Source organism: Streptomyces sp. NPDC021225 (genome assembly GCF_044332865.1).
Taxonomy (GTDB): Bacteria; Actinomycetota; Actinomycetes; order Streptomycetales; family Streptomycetaceae; genus Streptomyces.
Genome location: NZ_JBIRPV010000004.1, coordinates 625,241 through 643,320 on the forward strand (window position 1 = coordinate 625,241; position 18,080 = coordinate 643,320).

The following is an 18,080-nucleotide window of genomic DNA, read 5'->3' on the forward strand; positions in this document are numbered from 1 at the left end:
TCCCGCGTCGAGGGGGAGCTGCGCTCCGCGGCCTGACCGGCCCGGTGCCGGGTGCACCGCTCACTGGTCGGTGGCGAAGAGCGTAGCGAGCCGAATGGACAGCTCCAGCAGCTATCGCCAACTCACTGCCCCAGTTCCTCGCCCCGCTGATCGCACCGCTCTTCCTGACCATCGGCGGGGGAGACAGCAACTACCCGGCCACGGCGCCGATCCGCGGAGAGCGCTGACGCGGAGTGCGCTGACGCGGCGTCGGCGTAGCGGCGGGCCAGGCGCGCGAAGGCGTCCTTGAGCTCGGCCGGCCCGATGACCTCGATACCGGCGTCGAACCTGCCGATGGCGGCGGCCAGCGCGGGCCATGACCACGAGCCCAGCACGAGCCGGCAGCGGTCCGGGCCGAGTTCCTCGACGACCCCGTCGTGGGCGTGGCCGGACACCTCGCGGGCGGGCAGGTCGAGGATCACCTCGCCGCGGCAGGGCCAGCCGCCGGACCCGTCGGAGCCCCGGAACCGGTCGGCGACGAAGGCGGCCACGTCCCCTCCGGGCAGGTCGCGCGGGGTGAAGCGGGGCCCCGTCGGGGTGCGCGGGGCGATCCGGTCGACGCGGAAGGTGCGCCAGTCGTCGCGGTCGAGGTCCCAGGCGACGAGATACCAGCGCCCGCCCCAGGTGACGAGGTGGTGTGGCTGCGCCCGGCGCGGCGGAGCCGCGGCGGCGAGTCCGGCGTCGGCGGCTCCCGGCGGATACGCGGGGGCATAGTCGAAGCGCAGCACCTCGCGGGCGCGCACGGCCGCGCTGAGCGTCATGAGCACCCGGGGGTCGACCTGCGGATTCGGCCGGGCCCCGGGGCTCTCGACGGCGGTGACCCGCAGGGCGTCGACACGGTGACGCAGCCGCGCGGGCATCACCTGCCGGACGGTGTTCAGCGCGCGGGCCGCGGCCTCCTCGATGCCGACACCGGCGGTGGCGGCGGCGGTCCGGAGCGCCACGGCGAGGGCCACGGCCTGGTCGTCGTCGAACAGCAGCGGCGGCAGTTCCGTGCCCGCCTCCAGCCGGTAGCCCCCGTCCGGGCCCTTGGTGGTGAAAATCGGGTAGCCGAGCTCGCGCAGGCGGTCGATGTCGCGGCGCACGGTGCGCGGACTGACCTCCAGCCGCTCCGCCAGCAACCGGCCCGGCCAGTCCCGGCGCGCCTGGAGCAGGGAGAGCAGGGACAGCAGTCGCGCTGAGGTTTTCGGCATGAGGCCCATGGTGCCCGGAGAAGCGGCCACACCCTGACCTCTTCCCCTGCCACGGTTGTCCCTGCCGGAACGAGAACGACCAGAAGGAACCCGAACACCGTGACTGCCACCACCACGCCCCCCGCAGCCCTCGACGGCGAGCGGGCCGACCTGCTCGCCGAGCTGGCCGCCGCGCGATCCGCTCTGACCAACACGGTGCGCGAGCTCGGCGACGAGCAGGCCGCCAAGCGCCCGACGGTCAGCGAGCTGAGCCTGGGCGGGCTGATCAAACACGTCGCATCCATCGAGGAGGGATGGCTGCGCTTTGTGGCCGATGGCCCGTCGGCGCTGCGTTACGACCTGCCCGACGGCGTCACCTGGGCGGATCTCGCGGGTGGTACCGCACGCGAGATCCCGCAGTGGGCGATCGACCACCGGAACAACTTCCAGATGCTCCCCGGCGAGACACTGGCCGGGATCCTCGAGGGCTACGAGCGGGTCGCCGCCCGGAGCGAGGAGATCATCGCCACCGTGCCCGACCTGTCGGCGACGCACCCACTGCCGGAGGCGCCCTGGAACGAGCCGGGAGCGGTGCGGAGCGTGCGCCGGGTGCTGATGCACGTCATCGCCGAGACCGCCCAGCACGCCGGGCACGCGGACATCCTGCGCGAGGCCCTCGACGGGCGGAAGTCGAGCTGACGGTGACCGTTCTGGACAACCGGGCCCTGGGCCGCGCGACGCTCGCCCGGCAGTTGCTGCTCGATCGCGCCGACCTACCGGCCCTGGACGCCGTCGCCCACCTGTGCGGCATGCAGGCACAGGAGCCGCAGGAGCCGTTCGTCGGGCTCTGGTCGCGGCTGCGCGCCTTCGGCCCGGCGGTCCTCTCGGAGCTGCTGACGGGGCGGAGCGTGGTGCGGACCCATCTCATGCGCCGCACCGTCCATCTCCTCACCGCCGACGACGTCCTGGCCTGGCGATCCCGCCATGACGCCATGCTGCGCCAACGGGTGCTCGGGACCTACCGCCGTGAGTTCGAGGGGATCGACCTCGACGAACTCGGCGAGGCGGGCCGGGCGGTGATGGCCGACGGCGAGCCCCGCACGATGGCCGAGCTGGTGCGGGTGGTCGCCCCGCACCGGCCGGCGCCGCAACCGCGGGCGCTGGGCGAAATGCTGGTCGCGGCACTCGTCCCGGTGGTGCAGACACCGCCTCGCGGGCTGTGGCGCACCAAGGCGGGGGTGCGCAACGTCCTGCTCTCCTCCTGGCTGGGGCGAAAGCCCGACCCGCTCGCCCCGGATGGCTCCGACCCGGTCGGCCAGGCGCTGGTACGGCGCTATCTGGCCGCGTACGGCCCCGCGGCCTCGGCGGATCTGCGCGCCTGGTGCGGCCTGGCCGGACTCCCCGCCGCGGTGGCCGCGATCCGCGAGGAGCTGGTCACCTTTCGCGACGAGCGGGGCCGCGAGCTGCTCGACCTCCCCGGCGCGCCTCGCCCCGACCCCGACACCCCCGCTCCGGTGCGGTTTCTGCCCGCCTTCGACAACGCGATCCTCGGCTACCACGACCGCGGCCGGATCATCGACGACGCCCACCGCGGCCTCTCGGTCGCCGGCGAGCGTGTCGTGCTGGTCGACGGGCGCGTCGCCGCGACGTGGAGCGTCAAGGCCGACACCGTGGTCGTCGCCCCGCTGCGCGGTTTCTCCCCGGCAGAACACGCCGCGGTCGCCGAGGAGGGGCGGGAACTGGCGGCGTTCCTCTCGGACGACGAAAGCCACCGCGTGCAAGTCGCCTCGTCCCCGGGCTGATTCAGTGTGATCCCGCCCGTTCGGGCTGCGCGTGTTCGAAGGTGTCGTCGACGAGTACGACCTGATGTCCCGCGGCGGCCAGCAGGGAGGCCGCGATCGCGGCCCTGAAGCCGCTGTGACAGTGCACCCAGATCTCGGCGTCCGGCAGGGCGGGAAGGGCGCGGGGCAGCTCGGGCAGCGGTATGTGGCGGGCGCCGGGCAGATGTCCGCGCCGCCACTCGCCGCCGCTCCTGACGTCCAGCACCTCCACCGGCCGCCCGGCCAGGGCGGTGGCCAGGGTGGCGAAGTCCGTGCGCGGGTAGGAGGCCAGCCACCGGGGGCCTGCCCATTCCAGCGGGTTACCGGTGGCGACGGCCGCGGGATGGTCGAAGCCGATCCTGAGGAGCTCCCTCCGGGCGGCTTCGAGCTGTTCGGCGTCGGTGGCCAGCAGGGTGAGCGGTCCGTCGAACGGCACCAGCCAGCCCAGATAGGTGGCGAAGGCGCCGCGGGCGTCGATGTTCACGGCGCCCCGCAGATGGGTGTGCGCGAAGTCCGCCCGCGGCCGTACGTCCACCACCCACTCCCCGGCCGCGATGCGGGTGGCCACCTCGGTCAGGTCCGCGGGGCGGGGAGCGCCGAGGCCGGCCACGGGGGCCGGCCCGGCGGCATTGATCGCGGCCATCCGGCGGTAGTACGCGGGGAAGGGCTCGAGACCGGCCAGCGCGCCGGAGACGAAGGCCTCCTCGTCCAGGTTGAACACGGGATTGGCGGCGCGCTCCGAGCCGATCGTCGAACGCTCGACCGCACCGGCCGTCGCCGCGGCACAGAAGCTCCCGAAGCCGTGGGTCGGCAGGATCACGGTCTCATCGGGCAGCACCTCGGCCAGGTGGCGGGCCGACCGGTACTGGCGGCGGGCCAGCGGCTCGGCGAGCTCCGCCCCCATCAGGTCCGTGCGCCCGGTCGTCCCGTACAGCACCGAGCCGCCGGTGCAGACGAGCCGTGGCGCCCCGTCGCAGGGCGCGAACGCGTACGCGAGGTGATGGTCGGTGTGGCCGGGGGTGGCGATCACCTGGATCCGCAGCTCCCCGGCCCGGAACTCGTCCCCGTCGCCCGCCCTTACGGCGTCGAAGCCCAGCTTCGGACCCGTCGGCACCACATAGTCGGCACCGCGGCGTCGGGCCAGTTCCAGACCGCCCGTGACGTAGTCGTTGTGCAGATGGGTCTCCACCACCGCCCCGAGCCGAAGCGCCCCCGCGTCGAGCGCGGCCGTGATCCGCTCGATGTCACGCTGCGGGTCCACGGCGACCGCGACCGCGCCATCCGTGATCAAGTAGCTGCGATTTCCCAGGCTGGGCGTGGCGAGCTGGATGACGCCCGCCTCGGCCGCCGGGCTCCTGGCCACGTCCGTTCCCTTCCGTACCCAGCACAACGCTCGACACTTCGGGCGTCAAATCGATGGCCGGGCGGATCGCGGTGCGTAGTGGCCGAGGAACATGTCGACGCCGCCGGCGATCAGGCGGTCGGTGAGGCCGTCGTCGACGTCGGCGCCGTAGGCGCTGAAGACGAGGTGCGGGAAGACCAGGAGCGAGTACAGCTGGAGGAGGGCCACCTCGATATCGGGGATGGCGAGCCGGCCGTCCTCGTCCAGTCTCCGGAGCGCTCCCGCCACGGCGGGGTGGTGGTGCTCGGGGCCGGACTGGTGCCACACGGCGCCGAGTTCGGGGAAGCGGTGCAGCTCCCGGGCGACCACGTTCCGCAGGGCGAGGATGTCCGGGTCGGCGTGGATGCCGTCCACCCAGGCCCGGGCCACGGTGACGAGTGCCGCCCGCAGGTCGTCCGAGTCGGCGAGTCCGTCGATCGCCGCGACCAGGTCGCCGCTGAGCGGCGCGTCCAGCGAGTCCTTGACGACCCCGATGAACAGGGCTTCCTTGCTGCCGAAGTGGTTGTAGACGGTCACCTTGGACACGCCCGCGCGCGCGGCGATCAGATCGACGCTCACCTCGAAGCCCTCGCGCAGAAACAGTGCGCGGGCGGCCGTCACGATGGCCCGCCGCTTGGCTTCGGCGCGTGGCCCGGCGGGCGGCTGCTTCGCGGGTGTCCTGACCGTCTCGGGGCTCATGGCATGAGTCTACCCGGCATCTGAACTGTACGGTTGAGTTCAGTTGAACTGAACCGTACAGTTCATGTGTCCGCGCATCGCGTGCGTCAGGCCCGTACGGAGGAATCGTCATGAGCCACTCTCACCACACCGCCCACGCGCAGCATCCGCCCGCGCCCCACGAGGAAGTCCCGCCGCGCCGATGGCTGATGCTGGCGCTGCTCTGCCTGGCCCAGTTCATGCTCATCCTGGACGTCACCGTCGTGAACGTCGCCCTGCCCGACATGGCCGCCGACCTCCATCTCGGCCGCGAGACGCTCACCTGGGTCGTCACCGCCTACACGCTCTGCTTCGGCGGGCTGATGCTGCTCGGCGGCCGCCTCGCGGACGCGCTCGGCGCCCATCGCACGGTGCTCGCCGGGCTCGCGGTGTTCACCGCGGCGTCCCTGCTCACCGGGGTCGCCACGGACGCCACCACGCTGCTCGCCGGGCGGATCTGCCAGGGCGTCGGCGCCGCGCTGCTGTCGCCCTCGGCCCTGTCCGTCGTCACCACGACCTTCCTGGGCGAGGAGCGGAACAAGGCCCTGGGGGTGTGGGCGGCGATCGGCGGCACCGGGTCGGCCTTCGGCGTCCTGCTCGGTGGCGTCCTGACCGACGGGCCCGGCTGGCAATGGGTCTTCTACCTCAACGTCCCCGTCGGTGTTCTCGCGCTCGCCACCCTGCCGGCGCTGCTCCCGCGCCGGGCGCCCCAGCCCGTCCGGCTCGACGTGCCCGGCGCCGTGCTGGTCACCGCGGGCACCGCGTCGCTCATCTACGGCCTGGTGAAGGCGGGGGACGCGGGCTGGGGCGATGTCACCGCCGTACTGCCGCTGCTCGCGGCGCTCGTCCTGTACGCGGTGTTCGTCGTCGTCGAACGCGCCGCCCGGTCCCCGCTGATGGACCCGCGGATGTTCACCCGGCGCCCGGTGGTCGCGGGGGCGTTCCTGATGCTCGTCGCCACCGCGCTGCTGATCGCGTTCTTCTTCCTCGGCTCGGTCTATCTCCAGGGGATACGCGGACTCGACGCGCTGAAGACCGGGCTGGTGTTCCTGCCGGTGGCCGTGGCCACCGGCCTCGGCGCCCACCTCGGGTCGCGGTTCGTGGGCCGGATCGGCAGCCGTCCGACGGCCGTGGCGGGCATGGCGGTGGCGGCGGCCGGGACCGTGCCGTTGGCGTGGCTGCCGGCCGACGGCAGCGTGTACGCGAGGCTGCTGCCCGGGCTGGCCGTCGCCTCGCTCGGCATCGGCGCGGTCTTCGTCACCGCCACCACCACCGCGCTCGCGATGGTCGCCCACGAGGAGGCGGGGCTCGCCTCCGGGGTCGTCAACACCTTCCACGAGGTGGGCGGTTCGGTCGGGGTGGCCGTGATGTCCACCGTCGCCGCGGCCGGTATCGAGCGCGGAGCGATCGACGGCTTCACGGACGCGTTCACGCTCAGCGCGATCGTGGCCGCCGCGAGCCTGCCCGTCGCCCTGCTCCTCGTACCGCGCGGCAAGCCGCGGCCGTCCGGCGGCCCCCACGTGCACTGACACCAGGAGCGGAGCACACATCACGCCCGGTCGGCCTCGAGCGCGGGTTCTCGTCGGTGGTCCTTGCCGAGCAGGGCGGCTATGAGGACGGCGCCGAGCGCGAGCAGGGCGGCCGCGACGGTCAGGGCGAGGGAGAAGCCCTCCGTGGCGGCGTGCTCGGGGCCCCGCTCCGCGGTCAGGGCCTCGCTGCGCCGGGTGGCCAGGGCGACCAGGACCGCCAGCCCCACCGCGCCGCCGACCTGTTGGACCGAGCTCAGCAGGGCCGAGCCGAGCCCGGCGTTCTCCTCGGTGGTGCCCGTCACCGCCGCGACGGTGAGAGCGGGCAGGCTCAGCCCGGAGCCCAGGCTGGTGACGAGTATGCCCGGCAGCACCCCGGAGGCGTAGCCGTCGCTCGGCGCCACTCCGGAGAGCAGCAGCAGGCCGGCCGAGCAGATCAGGAACGACCCGACGAGGGTCCGGCGCACCCCGAACCCGATGACGGCACGGGACGAGAGCCATATCCCCGTGAGGATGCCTGCGCCGTAGGGCAGATACGCGACTCCGGCCGTGAGCGGGCCGTAGTCGAGCACCGTCTGGAGGTGGACCATCAGCAGGAACGCCATCGCGTAGAAGGCCGCGGAGAACAGCAGCGTCGCGGCGTTGGCGACGGCCCGGGTGCGGAAGGAGAGGAACGAGAGCGGCACCAGTGGCTCGGCCGTACGGGACTCCACCGCGAGGAAGGCGAGGGCCAGGGCGACGGCGAGTATCACGGGCGTGACGGAGAGCGGGTCGCCCCAGCCCGACTCCCCGGCCCGGGTCAGACCGTAGACCAGGGACAGCAGGGCGCCGGTGCCCAGGACCGCTCCGGGGAAGTCCGGACGTACCCGGCCGGGAGCCCGGCTCTCGGCGACCAGCCGGGGGACGAGCGCGAGGGCCACGGCGGCCACCGGCAGGTTGATCAGGAAGATCCAGCGCCAGGACGTGAAACCGGTCAGGGCGCCGGAGATCACCAGGCCCATCGTGCCGCCCAGCCCCGCGATGCCGCCCCACACACCGAGCGCCTTGGCCCGCTCCTCGGTGCCGGGGAACAGCAGGGTGATCAGTGACAGCGCGGCCGGGCCGGCCATGGCCGCGCCCGCACCCTGGACGAACCGCCCGGTGACGAGCTGCCAGGGTTCCTGGGCCAGCCCGCAGAACAGGCTCGCGGCGCCGAACAGCGCCACGCCGCCGAGGAAGACGCGCCGGCGGCCCAGCAGGTCGGCCGCGCGGCCGAACAGCAACAGCAGCCCGCCGAAGGCGAGGTAGTACGCGCCCGCGACCCAGGCCAGCCCCGCGGCGCCGAAGCCGAGCTCGCTCCGGATGCTGGGCAGAGCGACGTTCACCACCGTGTCGTCCAGGACGAGCATGAACTGCACGAAACACAGCACGACGAGCGCGAGCCGGCGACGGTTCGCGGCCGTGGTCCGGGCCTGAGGCGTGGCGGTCATGACGGCCGTCCCGCAGGGTTCGGCTGCGGATGAGTACCGGGGCGGCGCGCTGGGCGCGAAGGTGTGATCGGCATACGACGACGCTATGGACGGGCCGAGTTGGCCACCATCCGCCATGAGGCCATGTCATATCGCGTTGAGGCCATACGCTGTGCCGCATGACCGAGGAAGTCTCGCGTGCCGTCCCACCGGGGGTCGGCGCGATCGTCGTCGGGAAGTTTCCGCTGTTGTCGGGGGAGTGGATTTCCGCGCACAGCCATCCGGAACACCACATGCTGGCCTGGACGCGGCGCGGTGTGCTCGGCGTCGCCGTGGACGACACCTACTGGGTGCTGCCGCCGACCCGGGCGCTGTGGGTGCCGGCCGGGGTGGTCCACCGGGCCGGCGCGACCCGCGAGGCGGTCCTCTGCAGCGTCTATGTCGCGCACGCGCGGTGCGGTCTGGACTGGACCGAACCCATGCCGGTCGGTGTCGACGGGCTGCTCGCCCACCTCATCACCTACCTCGGTCGCGAGGACCTCGCCGACGACGCGCGGCTGCGCGCCGAGGCGGTCCTGCCGGACCTGCTCCGTCCCTTGCCCGCCCTGCCCATCGACGTGCCGCGGCCCGTCGATGACCGTGTGCGCGCCGTGGCCGACGCCCTGCTCGCCGATCCCTCCGACCGCCGTGGTCTGGATGCGCACGCACGGGCCGCCGGTGCGAGCCGACGCACCCTGACCCGGCTGTTCGTCCAGGACACCGGCATGAGCTTCGACCGCTGGCGCACCCATGCGCGGCTGCGCGCCGCGCTGCCCCTCCTCGCCGAGGGCCGGCCGGTGTCCCGTGTCGCACACGCCGTGGGATACGCGACCCCGAGCGCGTTTCTCGCCGCGTTCCGCCGGACCGTCGGCACCTCTCCGAAGCGCTACCTCAGCGGCGAGGTGTCCTTCGACACGGCCGCCATGAGCGCCGCTGACGACACATGACCCACGCCGCGTGAGGTGAAGCCCGTCACGCCACCATCATGAGCAGCATCGCGGACATGGCTCCGCCCATGCCGATATGAGCGGCCAGGGCCGCGTCAGGCGCCGCGCCGAGCCTGCGCCGACGGCCGTGGCTTCCCCGTTCCGTCGCCCTGGCCCGGTCCCACACCGAGAGGGTCAGCGATGCCAGGAACACCACAACCGTGTCCGGCATGGCGAGCAGCCAGCGACCCCAGCCGCGACCCCGGCCGCCCTCGCGGCCGATCGGACGCCTGCGGCCGGTGCCCCGGACCCGGGCCCACACGGACGCGCCGATCGACAGCAGGAAGTACACGGCGAGCCCCGCGATCACGAAACGCCAGACGGAGCCCGAAGCCGAGGCGGTGGTGGTGTCGGCGGCGGTCATGCCCGGCATGCTCATCCCGGGCATCGACCCCATGTCGTGCCCCGATCCGGTGTCGCGTGGCGCCGGCTCCATGCCCGGCATGTTCTCCATGCCCGGCATGTTCTCCATTCCAGGCATCCCGGCCATCGAAGAACCGCCCAGTGCGAGCACCGGCCCCGAGGATGTGGTCGTCATGGCGAGCGTCATGATCACCATTCCGGCGCTGCCGACGATGAGGTGTACCCAGTGGCGGCCGTGGCTCCAGCCGCACTCACGGGTGTGTTTGACGGCCATCGCCACGCCGCCGAGCCCCAGGAGGGCGAACGCGGTGGCCCACCACATGCCGTACCCCGCGTACCAGGCCGTCGTCGCGGGCAGCGCCATGACGGCCATGCACACGCCCATCAGTAGATCGCTCCCCGCCGCGAAGCGGGTTTCGCCGCTGGTGGTCGCCACCCGGACCATGCTGACGGCGGCCACCAGTGCGGCGATCGCCGCCACGGACCAGCTCAGAGCCAAGGTCTCCATCATCACCCTTTCCCGTCCCCCTCAACTACTGATGCTCTTAGTACGTAGTGGCTTAGGAGAATGTTCAGCGGGTGAGCCCGTCTTACCCCCGCGGGGTATATTGGCGGCGACACCCACCGGAAACACGGACGGAAGCGATGACGACAGCGGGCACTCGGCGGATCCGCGCCCGTGGTGGCGCGGTCCGCTGGACGCGGGTCGCCGTCATCGCGCTGTTCGCCGCGCTCGTCGTGCTCGTCCACCACGAGACGGCCGCCGTCTCCGCCCCGGCGCACGCGACCGCCATGAGCGGGATGCCGGGCATGGGCCACGCGCCCGCCACTGCGACGCCGTTGGACGCGACGGGGCACGGCAGCGCCGCGTGGCCCGCCGCTCCGGTCGCGGACAGCGACGTCGGCCCCTGTCCGGGCATGGCCATGCAGCACTGCGCGACCGCCGGTGTCGACGTGGTCAAAATCGCCCCGCCCGCCGAACTCCGTGTCGGGGTCGGCCGCGACACCCGCGCCGCTCCGGCCGGGCGCGATGTCCCCGGCACCGTGAGCCGCGCCCCGCCCGATCTCTCCGTTCTCTCCCGACTGCTCCTGTAGGCCGCCCCACGGCCGTCCGCGCGCCCGCGCGCGAACAGCCGTGCCCGCACGCGACCGAACAGAAGGCATGTCGAGAAGAGGACACCATCCCCATGAACAGCATCAACCGTCGTTCCGTCCTGCTGGCCGGGCTCGGCCTCGCGGGCGCGGGAGCGCTCGCCGCGTGCAGCGGCTCCGGGGAGGGCTCCGGGAGCGCCCCCAAGCTGGTCCAGCCGTCCGGTGCGGCGGTCGCCGCCGCCGAGAAGAAGCGCGCCGGCACCGGCAGGGTGCACCGGACGACCCTGACCGCCGCGCCCGCCACGCTGGACCTCGGCGCCGGTGTCATGGCCAGGAGCTGGGCCTTCTCCGGCCGGACCCCCGGAAAGGAGCTCCGGGTGTCGGTGGGCGACACCGTGGCTGCCGAGCTCTCCAACCAGCTGCCGGACCGGACCGCCACGTCCATCCACTGGCACGGCATCGCCATGCGCAACGACATGGACGGCGTTCCCCCGGTCACCCAGACGGCCGTGCGGTCCGGAGCCAACCACACCTACCGCTTCATCGCCGACGCCCCGGGGACGTACTTCTTCCATCCGCACGTCGGTGTCCAGCTCGACCGCGGTCTCTACGCCCCGCTGATCGTCGAGGACCCGAAGGAGCCGCTGTCGTACGACGACGAGTGGGTCGTGGTCCTGGACGACTGGGTCGACGGCGTCACCGGCACCCCCGACCAGGTCTTCGCCGAGGTGAAGCGGGGCATGGACGGGATGCACTCGGGCGGCCACGGCATGGACGGCATGGACATGGGCGGCGGCACGGCCGGGACGAGTGACTCGCCGTCCGCTTCCGGCGACGGCATGTCGATGAAGTTCATGCTGATGGGCGCGGAGAGCGAGCTGCTCGGCGGCGACGCCGGCGATGTGAAGTACCCGTACCACCTGATCAACGGCCGCGTGCCGGCCGACCCGGACGTGTACCGGGGCAAGCCCGGCAAGCGGGTCCGCCTCCGGATCATCAACGCGGGTGGCGACACCGCCTACCGCGTCGCGCTCGGCGGCCACAGGCTGACCGTCACCCACACCGACGGCTTCCCCGTCGAGCACGAACAGGCCGACGCCCTGCTGATCGGTATGGGGGAGCGCTACGACGTCCTGGTCACCCTCGCCGACGGCGTCTTCCCGCTCGTCGCGCTCGCGGAGGGCAAGAACGCGACCGCCATGGCCCTGGTCCGCACCGGCTCCGGCGGTGCGCCGAAAGCGACCGTACGGCCGAAGGAGCTGAACGGCATGATCATGACGGCGTCCCGGCTCCGGGCGGCGGACGGCGTCCGGCTGCCCTCGAAGAAGGTCGACCGGGTGCACCGGATCGAGCTGACCGGCGGCATGGCCAAGTACAACTGGGCCATCAACGGCAAGGCATACGACATGCGTAACCCGACGGCCGACCCGATCACGGTCGAGGAGGGCCAGCGGGTCCGGCTGGACTTCGTCAACAGCACGCAGATGTGGCACCCGATGCATCTGCACGGCCACACCTACCAGCTCGGGAAGGCCGGCCCGCGTAAGGACACCGCGATCGTGCTGCCGAAGAAGAAGCTGTCCGTGGTCTTCGACGCCGACAACCCCGGCCAGTGGATGCTGCACTGCCACAACGCCTACCACGGCGAGGCCGGGATGATGGCGATGGTGGCCTATCGGGCCTGATCCCCATTGCCTGACGCTGGGGGCCGCGGTGGCCCCCGGCGTCACTCCGTGGTTTCTCGCGGGTGGCCCTTGCGGGCGACGCCGATGACGCACGGAGGGCTGAGCGTAGAGGTGTCCGCCCGGCCGCAGGACGCGGGCGGCCTCGGCGAGCGCGGCGGGGACGTCGGCGATCTGTGTGCGGCGGCGGGTGAGTGATTCACTCAAAAGTGAACTATGCGTGCATAGCGTTCTCAATTGGCTAACATCGGCGCCATGTTCCGGGGTGTGGTGAAAGGGCCGGGGAAGTGCGGCCCGCTGGCGGGGTTGCTCCTGGGTCTGGCGCTGTTCGCCGTGGCCCATGCGCTCGTCTGCGCGCTTCACGTTCCTGGCGGCCACCGCGGACCGGTGTCCGTCCGGGAGTTCGGCGCGGTCGGGGCATCCGTCGACCGATGGGGCGGAATCCAGCCTTCTGATCACCGCGTCTCGGGCGGTGACGGTGGCTGCTGTGAGTCCATGGCGCACCCCTGTGACGGTCCGGCCCGCGTCGAGTCGCTGTTTCCGTGCGCGCTGCTGCTCGGGCTCCCCGCCCTGGGGACGGCGGTCCTGAATGCCCGCCCCGCCCCTGCTCATTCGGCGATCCATGTGGCGAGGGGGTCCCCTCCGGGCCGTGGCGCCGATGTGCTCCGGATGGCCTGCGTCAGCCGTACGTGACCGATTCCGTTCGCCGCGCGGGCAGGTTGGCGCGATGTTTCAGGGGTGTTTCTCGGGTGCTCCCGCGGCAGTGCTAAGGTCACGGCATGGTTACGGCCTGGTCGCCCTCCGTTATGCCGCGGTCCCGCCCCTCGGGGCGCCCGCTGCGTCTGCTGTGGGTGGCCGCGCTCCTGTTCGGGCTGGTGTACGCGCATGGCGTGAGCCCGGAGGGCGTGACGAGGCACCTCGCCACCATCGCGGCGGGCCAGGGTGTTTCCGTGGGCCACGGCGGCGCTGTCATGACGGCATCCGCCGCCTCGGAGAAGACCTCTGACGGTGCGTTCGTGACGCGTGACCACCACGACGGCCACCACGGCTCTCCCTATCCCGCACACGAGTGTCTGGTCGCCCAGCCACAGCACGGTTCCGGAGTGGCAGCTCCCTGCCCGGCGTTGCCCGGCCGGGAGCCGGCTGCCCTGATCGCGCCGCTCGAGGCGACCGGCCGGGCACCGATGTCCTGGGCCAGGTGCCCGTTCCAGGACTCCGCCGTCCGCGCGGTTCTGAGGATCTAGGCTCCGCCGTACCGTCGGCCTGCCGGCGTATGCCGCATACGCCGCCCCGGTCAGGCGCTTCCGGCTCACGGCTCCCCGACTTCCGGTGGCGCGCCGCTCAAGGGCGCTGATCCGGAGAGGTCCGGGCGCCGCCACCCCCCCCATGCCCACTTCTGCTCACCACCCACGCCCTCCCGTAGGGCGGGGTAGGTGTGTCATGCGGAGGAACCGTTGCCGTTCCACTCCCACGTCCGCCATGCCCTTTTACCGGGCTCGTCGTGGTATCGCGGTGTTGTCGCGCTTCTGTTGTGCGGGTTGCTGCTGACCGCTGTCGACTGCCTCGGCCCGCACAAGGAGCCGGCCGACCCGCGCGCCATGGCGCAGACCACCTCCGGGCCGCCCACGGCGGCGTCCCCCGGGGACCCGGACGCACCCGAGGCGGCGCGCGGCGTCGAATCCTGCGCTCCCCTCGGCCTCACCGGCCTGTCCACGCCGCGGCCACCGGCGCCGTCCCGCGATCTGACGCCGACTGCCGGTGCGCTCCCGGCGCCGGCCAGGGCGGCCTTCCGCGCGGCGATACGGCCCCGGGAGGAACGGGGCAGCCGAGCGCGGTCCGGGATTTCCAGACTCGCCGTCGTCTGCCGGTGGCGCATTTAGGCCATGCCCGCCACCGCCGTCCCGCCACCGCACGCGAGGGGCCTCCCCGGATCGGGAAGCCCGCCGCGGCTCGGCCGTGACGCGGTCAAAGACGACCCGACACTTTTCACGCTCTGCGGAGAAAACACGAAGATGCAATCCACCACGACCACCGACACCGGTTCGCTCACCGCAAGGTCGGCCATTTCCGACCTGGTCGGCAACACCCCTCTGCTGCGGGTGTCCGAGCCCCTCGCCCCGGCCGGCCGCGGCTTCTGGGCCAAGCTTGAGGGCTTCAACCCCGGCGGCATCAAGGACCGCCCCGGGCTGCACATGGTCGAACGGGCCCGGGCCCGCGGCGAACTGCGGCCCGGCGGCCGGATCATCGAGTCCACCAGCGGCACTCTCGGACTGGGACTCGCCCTGGCCGGCATGGTCTACGGCCACCCGGTCACCCTGGTCACCGACCCGGGTCTCGAGCTTTCCATGAACCGGCTGCTGACCGCATACGGCGCCCAGGTCAACGTCGTATCCGAGCCCCACCCCACCGGCGGCTGGCAGCAGGCCCGCCGCGACCGCGTCCGGCGCCTGCGGGACCAACACCCCGGCTCATGGTGTCCGGACCAGTACAACAACCCCGACAACGTCGCCGCCTACACCCCGCTCGCGCTGGAACTGGCCGGCGAACTCGGCCACATCGACACCCTGGTGTGCAGCGTCGGCACCGGCGGCCACTCCGCGGGCGTCTCCCGGGTCCTGCGCCAGCTCTACCCCGGCCTGAAGGTCGTCGGGGTCGACACCACCGGCTCGACCATCTTCGGCCAGCCTGCCAGGCCCCGCCTGATGCGCGGACTGGGATCCAGCATCTACCCCCGCAACGTCGCCTACGACCAGTTCTCCGAAGTGCACTGGGTGGCCCCGGCGGAGGCGGTGTGGACGTGCCGTCAGCTGGCCGCGTCCCACTACGCCACCGGCGGATGGAGTGTCGGAGCGGTCGCCCTGGTGGCCGGCTGGCTCGCCCGGACCAGCCCCGCGGACACTCGCATCGTGGCGATCTTCCCCGACGGCCCGCAGCGCTACCTGGGGACGGTCTACGACGACGACTACTGCGCCGCCCACGGTCTGCTCGACTCGCCCCCGGCACCCGAACCGGAGGTGATTGGTCACCTCGACGAGAAGGAGGCGACCCGCTGGACCCGGTGCACCACCGTGGTCGACCCCCTCTCCCACGACGGCGCCACCGAGGACGCCGGCGAGGAGGAGGGCCGGTGAAGGCACTGTTCACGCAGGCGCGTTCCTACGAGCGCAGCGTCCAGCTGTTGATGGTGAACCAGTTCACCATCAACCTGGGCTTCTACATGCTCATGCCCTACCTGGCCGCCCATCTGTCCGGAACCCTCGGACTGGCCGGCTGGCTGGTCGGACTGATCCTGGGGGTGCGCAACTTCAGCCAGCAGGGCATGTTCCTGGTCGGCGGCACCCTGGCCGACCGGTTCGGCTACAAGCCGCTGATCGTCGCCGGATGCGTGCTGCGCACCGCCGGGTTCGCGGCCCTCGGGCTCGTGGACTCCCTGCCCGCGCTGCTCGCGGCCTCGGCGGCCGCCGGGCTCGCCGGAGCGCTGTTCAATCCCGCCGTACGGGCGTATGTCGCAGCGGACGCGGGGGAGCGCCGGGTGGAGGCGTTCGCGCTGTTCAACGTCTTCTACCAGGCCGGTATCCTGCTCGGCCCGCTGGTGGGCATGGTGCTGACCGGCATCGACTTCCGCGTCACCTGCCTTACGGCCGCGGCGGTCTTCGCGGTGCTCAGCGTCGTCCAGATCCGGGCGCTGCCGTCCCGCCGGGCCGACGACGCCGAGGACGGCGGTCGGGGCGCCGCGCGCGAGAGCGTGTGGTCGCAGTGGCGGGACGTGGTGGCCAACCGGCCGTTCCTGCTCTTCTCCGTCGCCATGATCGGCTCGTATGTGCTGTCGTTCCAGGTCTATCTGGCCCTGCCGCTGGAGGTGCGCCGCCTCGGTGGCCAGGGCGCGGGCGGGACCGCGGCGGTGGCGCTGCTGTTCGCCGTCTCGGGCCTGGCCACCATCCTCGGGCAGACGAAGGTCACGGCCTGGTGCAAGGCCCGGATGGCGCCGGGGCGGGCGCTGGCCTGGGGACTGCTCACCATGGGCGTGGCGTTCGTGCCGCTGCTGGCCGCGACCGCCGTTCCCGAACCGGAGGGCGGCGTGGGCCGCTGGCTGCTCGCGGCCGTTCCGCCCGCGCTCTCGGCGCTGTTGCTCGCTCTGGGGACGATGATCGCCTATCCCTTCGAGATGGACACCATCGTCCGGCTCTCGGGTGACCGGCTCGTGGCCACTCACTACGGGCTGTACAACACCATCTGCGGGGTGGGCATCACCCTCGGCAACCTGCTCACCGGCGCCGCGCTGGACGCGGCCCGGGCGGCGGGGATGTCCGCGCTGCCGTGGTGCGCGCTGCTCGCGCTGGGCCTGGCGTGCGCCGCCGCGCTGTACGGGCTGCACCACACCGGCCGCCTCGCGGCGATGCCCGCTCCCGGGGCGCGGCCCGCGGCGGCCTGAGGGGGCCACGGACGGGAAACGGGCGGCGGACGGTCCCCGGCACCGCCCGCCGCCCCTCCACCGGCCGGTGGAAACTATCCGAGGACCGGGGGGCAACCGACCAGGAAAGGGAGCACCGGAACCGCCGTCACACCGACGGCCATCGCGGCCGACAGCGCCGGATGGGGGCGGCGCCGCGGAGCCAGTACGCGCCGGAGCCGTATGAGTACGTCGGCGCCGCCCATGGCGAACGCGCCCCGGGGTGTCTTCGCGGCGGCCATGTCGCACATGGCCGCCGCGAGCACCGCGCGCGGCTGGCGGCGCAGGGCGCGGTCGTCAGCGATCATCTCCAGGAGGATCGCGGTCTGTTCCCTGGCGTGCCGGGCCAGCGGCAGTCGGCGGAAGGTCCGGGCGAACGCCTCGGCGGCGGCCAGGGCCAGGTGGTGGCGGCCGGCGATATGGCCGCGCTCGTGTTCCAGTACGGCGTCGAGCTGGTCCGCGGTGAGCAGGCTCAGGGCGCCCCGGCTGACGACGACCCGGGAGCGCAGGCCGGGCAGGCTGTAGGCGGTGGGCAGGTCATGGTCCAGGACGGTGGCCCGCAGCGCTGCCGAGTGGCGGCCGACGACGTCCAGGACGCGCAGATGGCGCGAGCGTCGCCACCGCGCGTGCGCCACCTCCAAGGCGAACGATCCCAGGAGAACCAGCGGTACGGCGGCGGGCACGGCGATGGCGAGGGCGTCCGCGATGCCCGGGGTCGACACGCCGCTCTCCGGGGTGTCGGCCGGCCCGCAGGCGTGCAGGAAACCGGCCGCTCCCGTGTGGCGGTGTGGGGCCGGGACGGCCAGGTGATAGGCGGCAAGAGCCACCGCGGTCGTGAACGACACGGCCAGCGCGTGCCAGGCGAAGACGGCGAGCGCGGGCGAGCGGTGGGCCCAGCCGCGCAGCATCAGCCGGGGTGCGAGGAGGCCGACCGCCGCCGCGTAGCCGATCAATGCCGGGACCGCGGTCATGTGTCCGTGTGCCGTCCGGCGGTCCTCAGGGCCTCGCGCAGCGCGGCCACCTCGGTGGGGGACATCTGCCCGACGAAGTGGGCGAGTGCCGCCGGACGGTCCTCGCTCGCGCCCAGGGCGTCCTCCATCATGGCCGCGGAGTACTCCTCGCGGGTGCGGACCGGCTCGTACAGCCAGGCTCTGCCCTGCTTCTTCTCGCGCAGGAGCCAGCCTTTCGCATGAAGGATGTTGGCCACGGTCAGCACAGTGGTGTAGGCGAGGGGCCGCGTCTTGTTGATGTCGTCCACGATGTCGCGGACTGTCGCCGGGCGCTTCCACTTCCACAGGCGGTCCATGATCTCCGCCTCCAGTTCCCCCAACCGCCGCATGGCCGTTCCTCCCTCTCCGGCACCCC

General features: G+C 72.7%; 18 protein-coding genes. 11 read left to right on the forward strand and 7 right to left on the reverse strand.

Annotation, left to right across the window (positions count from 1 at the left end):
- Positions 1–122 precede the first annotated feature (122 nt).
- Positions 123–1,232: a helix-turn-helix transcriptional regulator gene (locus tag ACH4S9_RS21140; RefSeq protein WP_398373534.1), complete on the reverse strand. Its 1,110-nt coding sequence runs from the start codon at positions 1,230–1,232 to the stop codon at positions 123–125.
- A gap of 99 nt (positions 1,233–1,331) precedes the next feature.
- On the opposite strand from ACH4S9_RS21140, the gene ACH4S9_RS21145 reads away from it, so the two are divergent.
- Together ACH4S9_RS21145 and ACH4S9_RS21150 are read left to right on the forward strand one after the other, a co-directional pair.
- Positions 1,332–1,910, forward strand: a complete 579-nt coding sequence (locus ACH4S9_RS21145) for a DinB family protein (protein WP_311728979.1) — start codon at positions 1,332–1,334, stop codon at positions 1,908–1,910.
- Positions 1,911–1,912: 2 nt separating this feature from the next.
- A complete protein-coding gene (locus ACH4S9_RS21150; protein ID WP_398373535.1) occupies positions 1,913–3,013 on the forward strand; it encodes a winged helix DNA-binding domain-containing protein in 1,101 nt (366 codons plus the stop codon).
- A 1-nt stretch (position 3,014) separates the two neighbouring features.
- Here the strand turns inward: ACH4S9_RS21150 and ACH4S9_RS21155 are convergent, their stop codons facing one another.
- Together ACH4S9_RS21155 and ACH4S9_RS21160 are read right to left on the reverse strand one after the other, a co-directional pair.
- Positions 3,015–4,394: a rhodanese-like domain-containing protein gene (locus ACH4S9_RS21155; protein ID WP_398373536.1), complete on the reverse strand. Its 1,380-nt coding sequence runs from the start codon at positions 4,392–4,394 to the stop codon at positions 3,015–3,017.
- A 45-nt stretch (positions 4,395–4,439) separates the two neighbouring features.
- Positions 4,440–5,111, reverse strand: coding sequence for a TetR/AcrR family transcriptional regulator (locus ACH4S9_RS21160; protein WP_311728982.1), 672 nt, complete (start codon positions 5,109–5,111; stop codon positions 4,440–4,442).
- Positions 5,112–5,221: 110 nt separating this feature from the next.
- Here ACH4S9_RS21160 and ACH4S9_RS21165 point away from each other — a divergent pair, with 110 nt between their 5' ends.
- Positions 5,222–6,658, forward strand: a complete 1,437-nt coding sequence (locus ACH4S9_RS21165; protein WP_398373537.1) for an MFS transporter — start codon at positions 5,222–5,224, stop codon at positions 6,656–6,658.
- A gap of 20 nt (positions 6,659–6,678) precedes the next feature.
- Here ACH4S9_RS21165 and ACH4S9_RS21170 read toward each other — a convergent pair whose 3' ends face one another.
- Positions 6,679–8,124 (reverse strand): MFS transporter, encoded by a 1,446-nt coding sequence (locus ACH4S9_RS21170; protein ID WP_361191479.1) that lies wholly within the window; start codon positions 8,122–8,124, stop codon positions 6,679–6,681.
- A gap of 158 nt (positions 8,125–8,282) precedes the next feature.
- Here ACH4S9_RS21170 and ACH4S9_RS21175 point away from each other — a divergent pair, with 158 nt between their 5' ends.
- Complete coding sequence (locus tag ACH4S9_RS21175) at positions 8,283–9,089, forward strand: helix-turn-helix domain-containing protein (RefSeq protein ID WP_398373538.1); 807 nt, start codon at positions 8,283–8,285, stop codon at positions 9,087–9,089.
- Between the two features lie 25 nt (positions 9,090–9,114).
- Here ACH4S9_RS21175 and ACH4S9_RS21180 read toward each other — a convergent pair whose 3' ends face one another.
- Positions 9,115–10,002, reverse strand: coding sequence for a DUF5134 domain-containing protein (locus ACH4S9_RS21180; RefSeq protein WP_398373539.1), 888 nt, complete (start codon positions 10,000–10,002; stop codon positions 9,115–9,117).
- A gap of 134 nt (positions 10,003–10,136) precedes the next feature.
- On the opposite strand from ACH4S9_RS21180, the gene ACH4S9_RS21185 reads away from it, so the two are divergent.
- From ACH4S9_RS21185 to ACH4S9_RS21215, 7 genes are all read left to right on the forward strand, one after another.
- The gene (locus ACH4S9_RS21185; RefSeq protein ID WP_398373540.1) at positions 10,137–10,586 is read left to right on the forward strand and encodes a hypothetical protein; all 450 of its coding nucleotides are present in this window, start codon (positions 10,137–10,139) and stop codon (positions 10,584–10,586) included.
- 92 nt (positions 10,587–10,678) lie between these two features.
- Positions 10,679–12,268, forward strand: a complete 1,590-nt coding sequence (locus ACH4S9_RS21190) for a multicopper oxidase family protein (RefSeq protein ID WP_398373541.1) — start codon at positions 10,679–10,681, stop codon at positions 12,266–12,268.
- Positions 12,269–12,502: 234 nt separating this feature from the next.
- Complete coding sequence (locus tag ACH4S9_RS21195; RefSeq protein ID WP_398373542.1) at positions 12,503–12,958, forward strand: hypothetical protein; 456 nt, start codon at positions 12,503–12,505, stop codon at positions 12,956–12,958.
- 86 nt (positions 12,959–13,044) lie between these two features.
- On the forward strand, positions 13,045–13,509 hold the full coding sequence (locus ACH4S9_RS21200; protein ID WP_311728990.1) for a hypothetical protein: 465 nt from the start codon (positions 13,045–13,047) through the stop codon (positions 13,507–13,509).
- A 294-nt stretch (positions 13,510–13,803) separates the two neighbouring features.
- Entirely contained in the window at positions 13,804–14,145 is a 342-nt protein-coding gene (locus ACH4S9_RS21205; RefSeq protein ID WP_385349013.1) for a hypothetical protein, read from the forward strand.
- 132 nt (positions 14,146–14,277) lie between these two features.
- Positions 14,278–15,396 (forward strand): PLP-dependent cysteine synthase family protein, encoded by a 1,119-nt coding sequence (locus ACH4S9_RS21210; RefSeq protein ID WP_311728992.1) that lies wholly within the window; start codon positions 14,278–14,280, stop codon positions 15,394–15,396.
- Complete coding sequence (locus ACH4S9_RS21215) at positions 15,393–16,697, forward strand: MFS transporter (RefSeq protein WP_361191463.1); 1,305 nt, start codon at positions 15,393–15,395, stop codon at positions 16,695–16,697. Before ACH4S9_RS21210 ends, ACH4S9_RS21215 begins: the two co-directional genes overlap by 4 nt.
- A 74-nt stretch (positions 16,698–16,771) precedes the next feature.
- Here ACH4S9_RS21215 and ACH4S9_RS21220 read toward each other — a convergent pair whose 3' ends face one another.
- Both ACH4S9_RS21220 and ACH4S9_RS21225 read right to left on the reverse strand, forming a co-directional pair.
- Entirely contained in the window at positions 16,772–17,686 is a 915-nt protein-coding gene (locus ACH4S9_RS21220) for a M56 family metallopeptidase (RefSeq protein ID WP_311728994.1), read from the reverse strand.
- Entirely contained in the window at positions 17,683–18,054 is a 372-nt protein-coding gene (locus ACH4S9_RS21225; RefSeq protein WP_311728995.1) for a BlaI/MecI/CopY family transcriptional regulator, read from the reverse strand. Before ACH4S9_RS21225 ends, ACH4S9_RS21220 begins: the two co-directional genes overlap by 4 nt.
- Positions 18,055–18,080 lie beyond the last annotated feature (26 nt).

Coding starts and splice junctions, on each gene's coding strand:
- ACH4S9_RS21140 (WP_398373534.1), bottom strand. CDS start 1,232: ATGCCGAAAACCTCAGCGCGACTGCTGTCCCTGCTCTCCCTGCTCCAG.
- ACH4S9_RS21160 (WP_311728982.1), bottom strand. CDS start 5,111: ATGAGCCCCGAGACGGTCAGGACACCCGCGAAGCAGCCGCCCGCCGGG.
- ACH4S9_RS21165 (WP_398373537.1), top strand. CDS start 5,222: ATGAGCCACTCTCACCACACCGCCCACGCGCAGCATCCGCCCGCGCCC.
- ACH4S9_RS21170 (WP_361191479.1), bottom strand. CDS start 8,124: ATGACCGCCACGCCTCAGGCCCGGACCACGGCCGCGAACCGTCGCCGG.
- ACH4S9_RS21175 (WP_398373538.1), top strand. CDS start 8,283: ATGACCGAGGAAGTCTCGCGTGCCGTCCCACCGGGGGTCGGCGCGATC.
- ACH4S9_RS21180 (WP_398373539.1), bottom strand. CDS start 10,002: ATGATGGAGACCTTGGCTCTGAGCTGGTCCGTGGCGGCGATCGCCGCA.
- ACH4S9_RS21185 (WP_398373540.1), top strand. CDS start 10,137: ATGACGACAGCGGGCACTCGGCGGATCCGCGCCCGTGGTGGCGCGGTC.
- ACH4S9_RS21190 (WP_398373541.1), top strand. CDS start 10,679: ATGAACAGCATCAACCGTCGTTCCGTCCTGCTGGCCGGGCTCGGCCTC.
- ACH4S9_RS21200 (WP_311728990.1), top strand. CDS start 13,045: ATGGTTACGGCCTGGTCGCCCTCCGTTATGCCGCGGTCCCGCCCCTCG.
- ACH4S9_RS21210 (WP_311728992.1), top strand. CDS start 14,278: ATGCAATCCACCACGACCACCGACACCGGTTCGCTCACCGCAAGGTCG.
- ACH4S9_RS21220 (WP_311728994.1), bottom strand. CDS start 17,686: ATGACCGCGGTCCCGGCATTGATCGGCTACGCGGCGGCGGTCGGCCTC.
- ACH4S9_RS21225 (WP_311728995.1), bottom strand. CDS start 18,054: ATGCGGCGGTTGGGGGAACTGGAGGCGGAGATCATGGACCGCCTGTGG.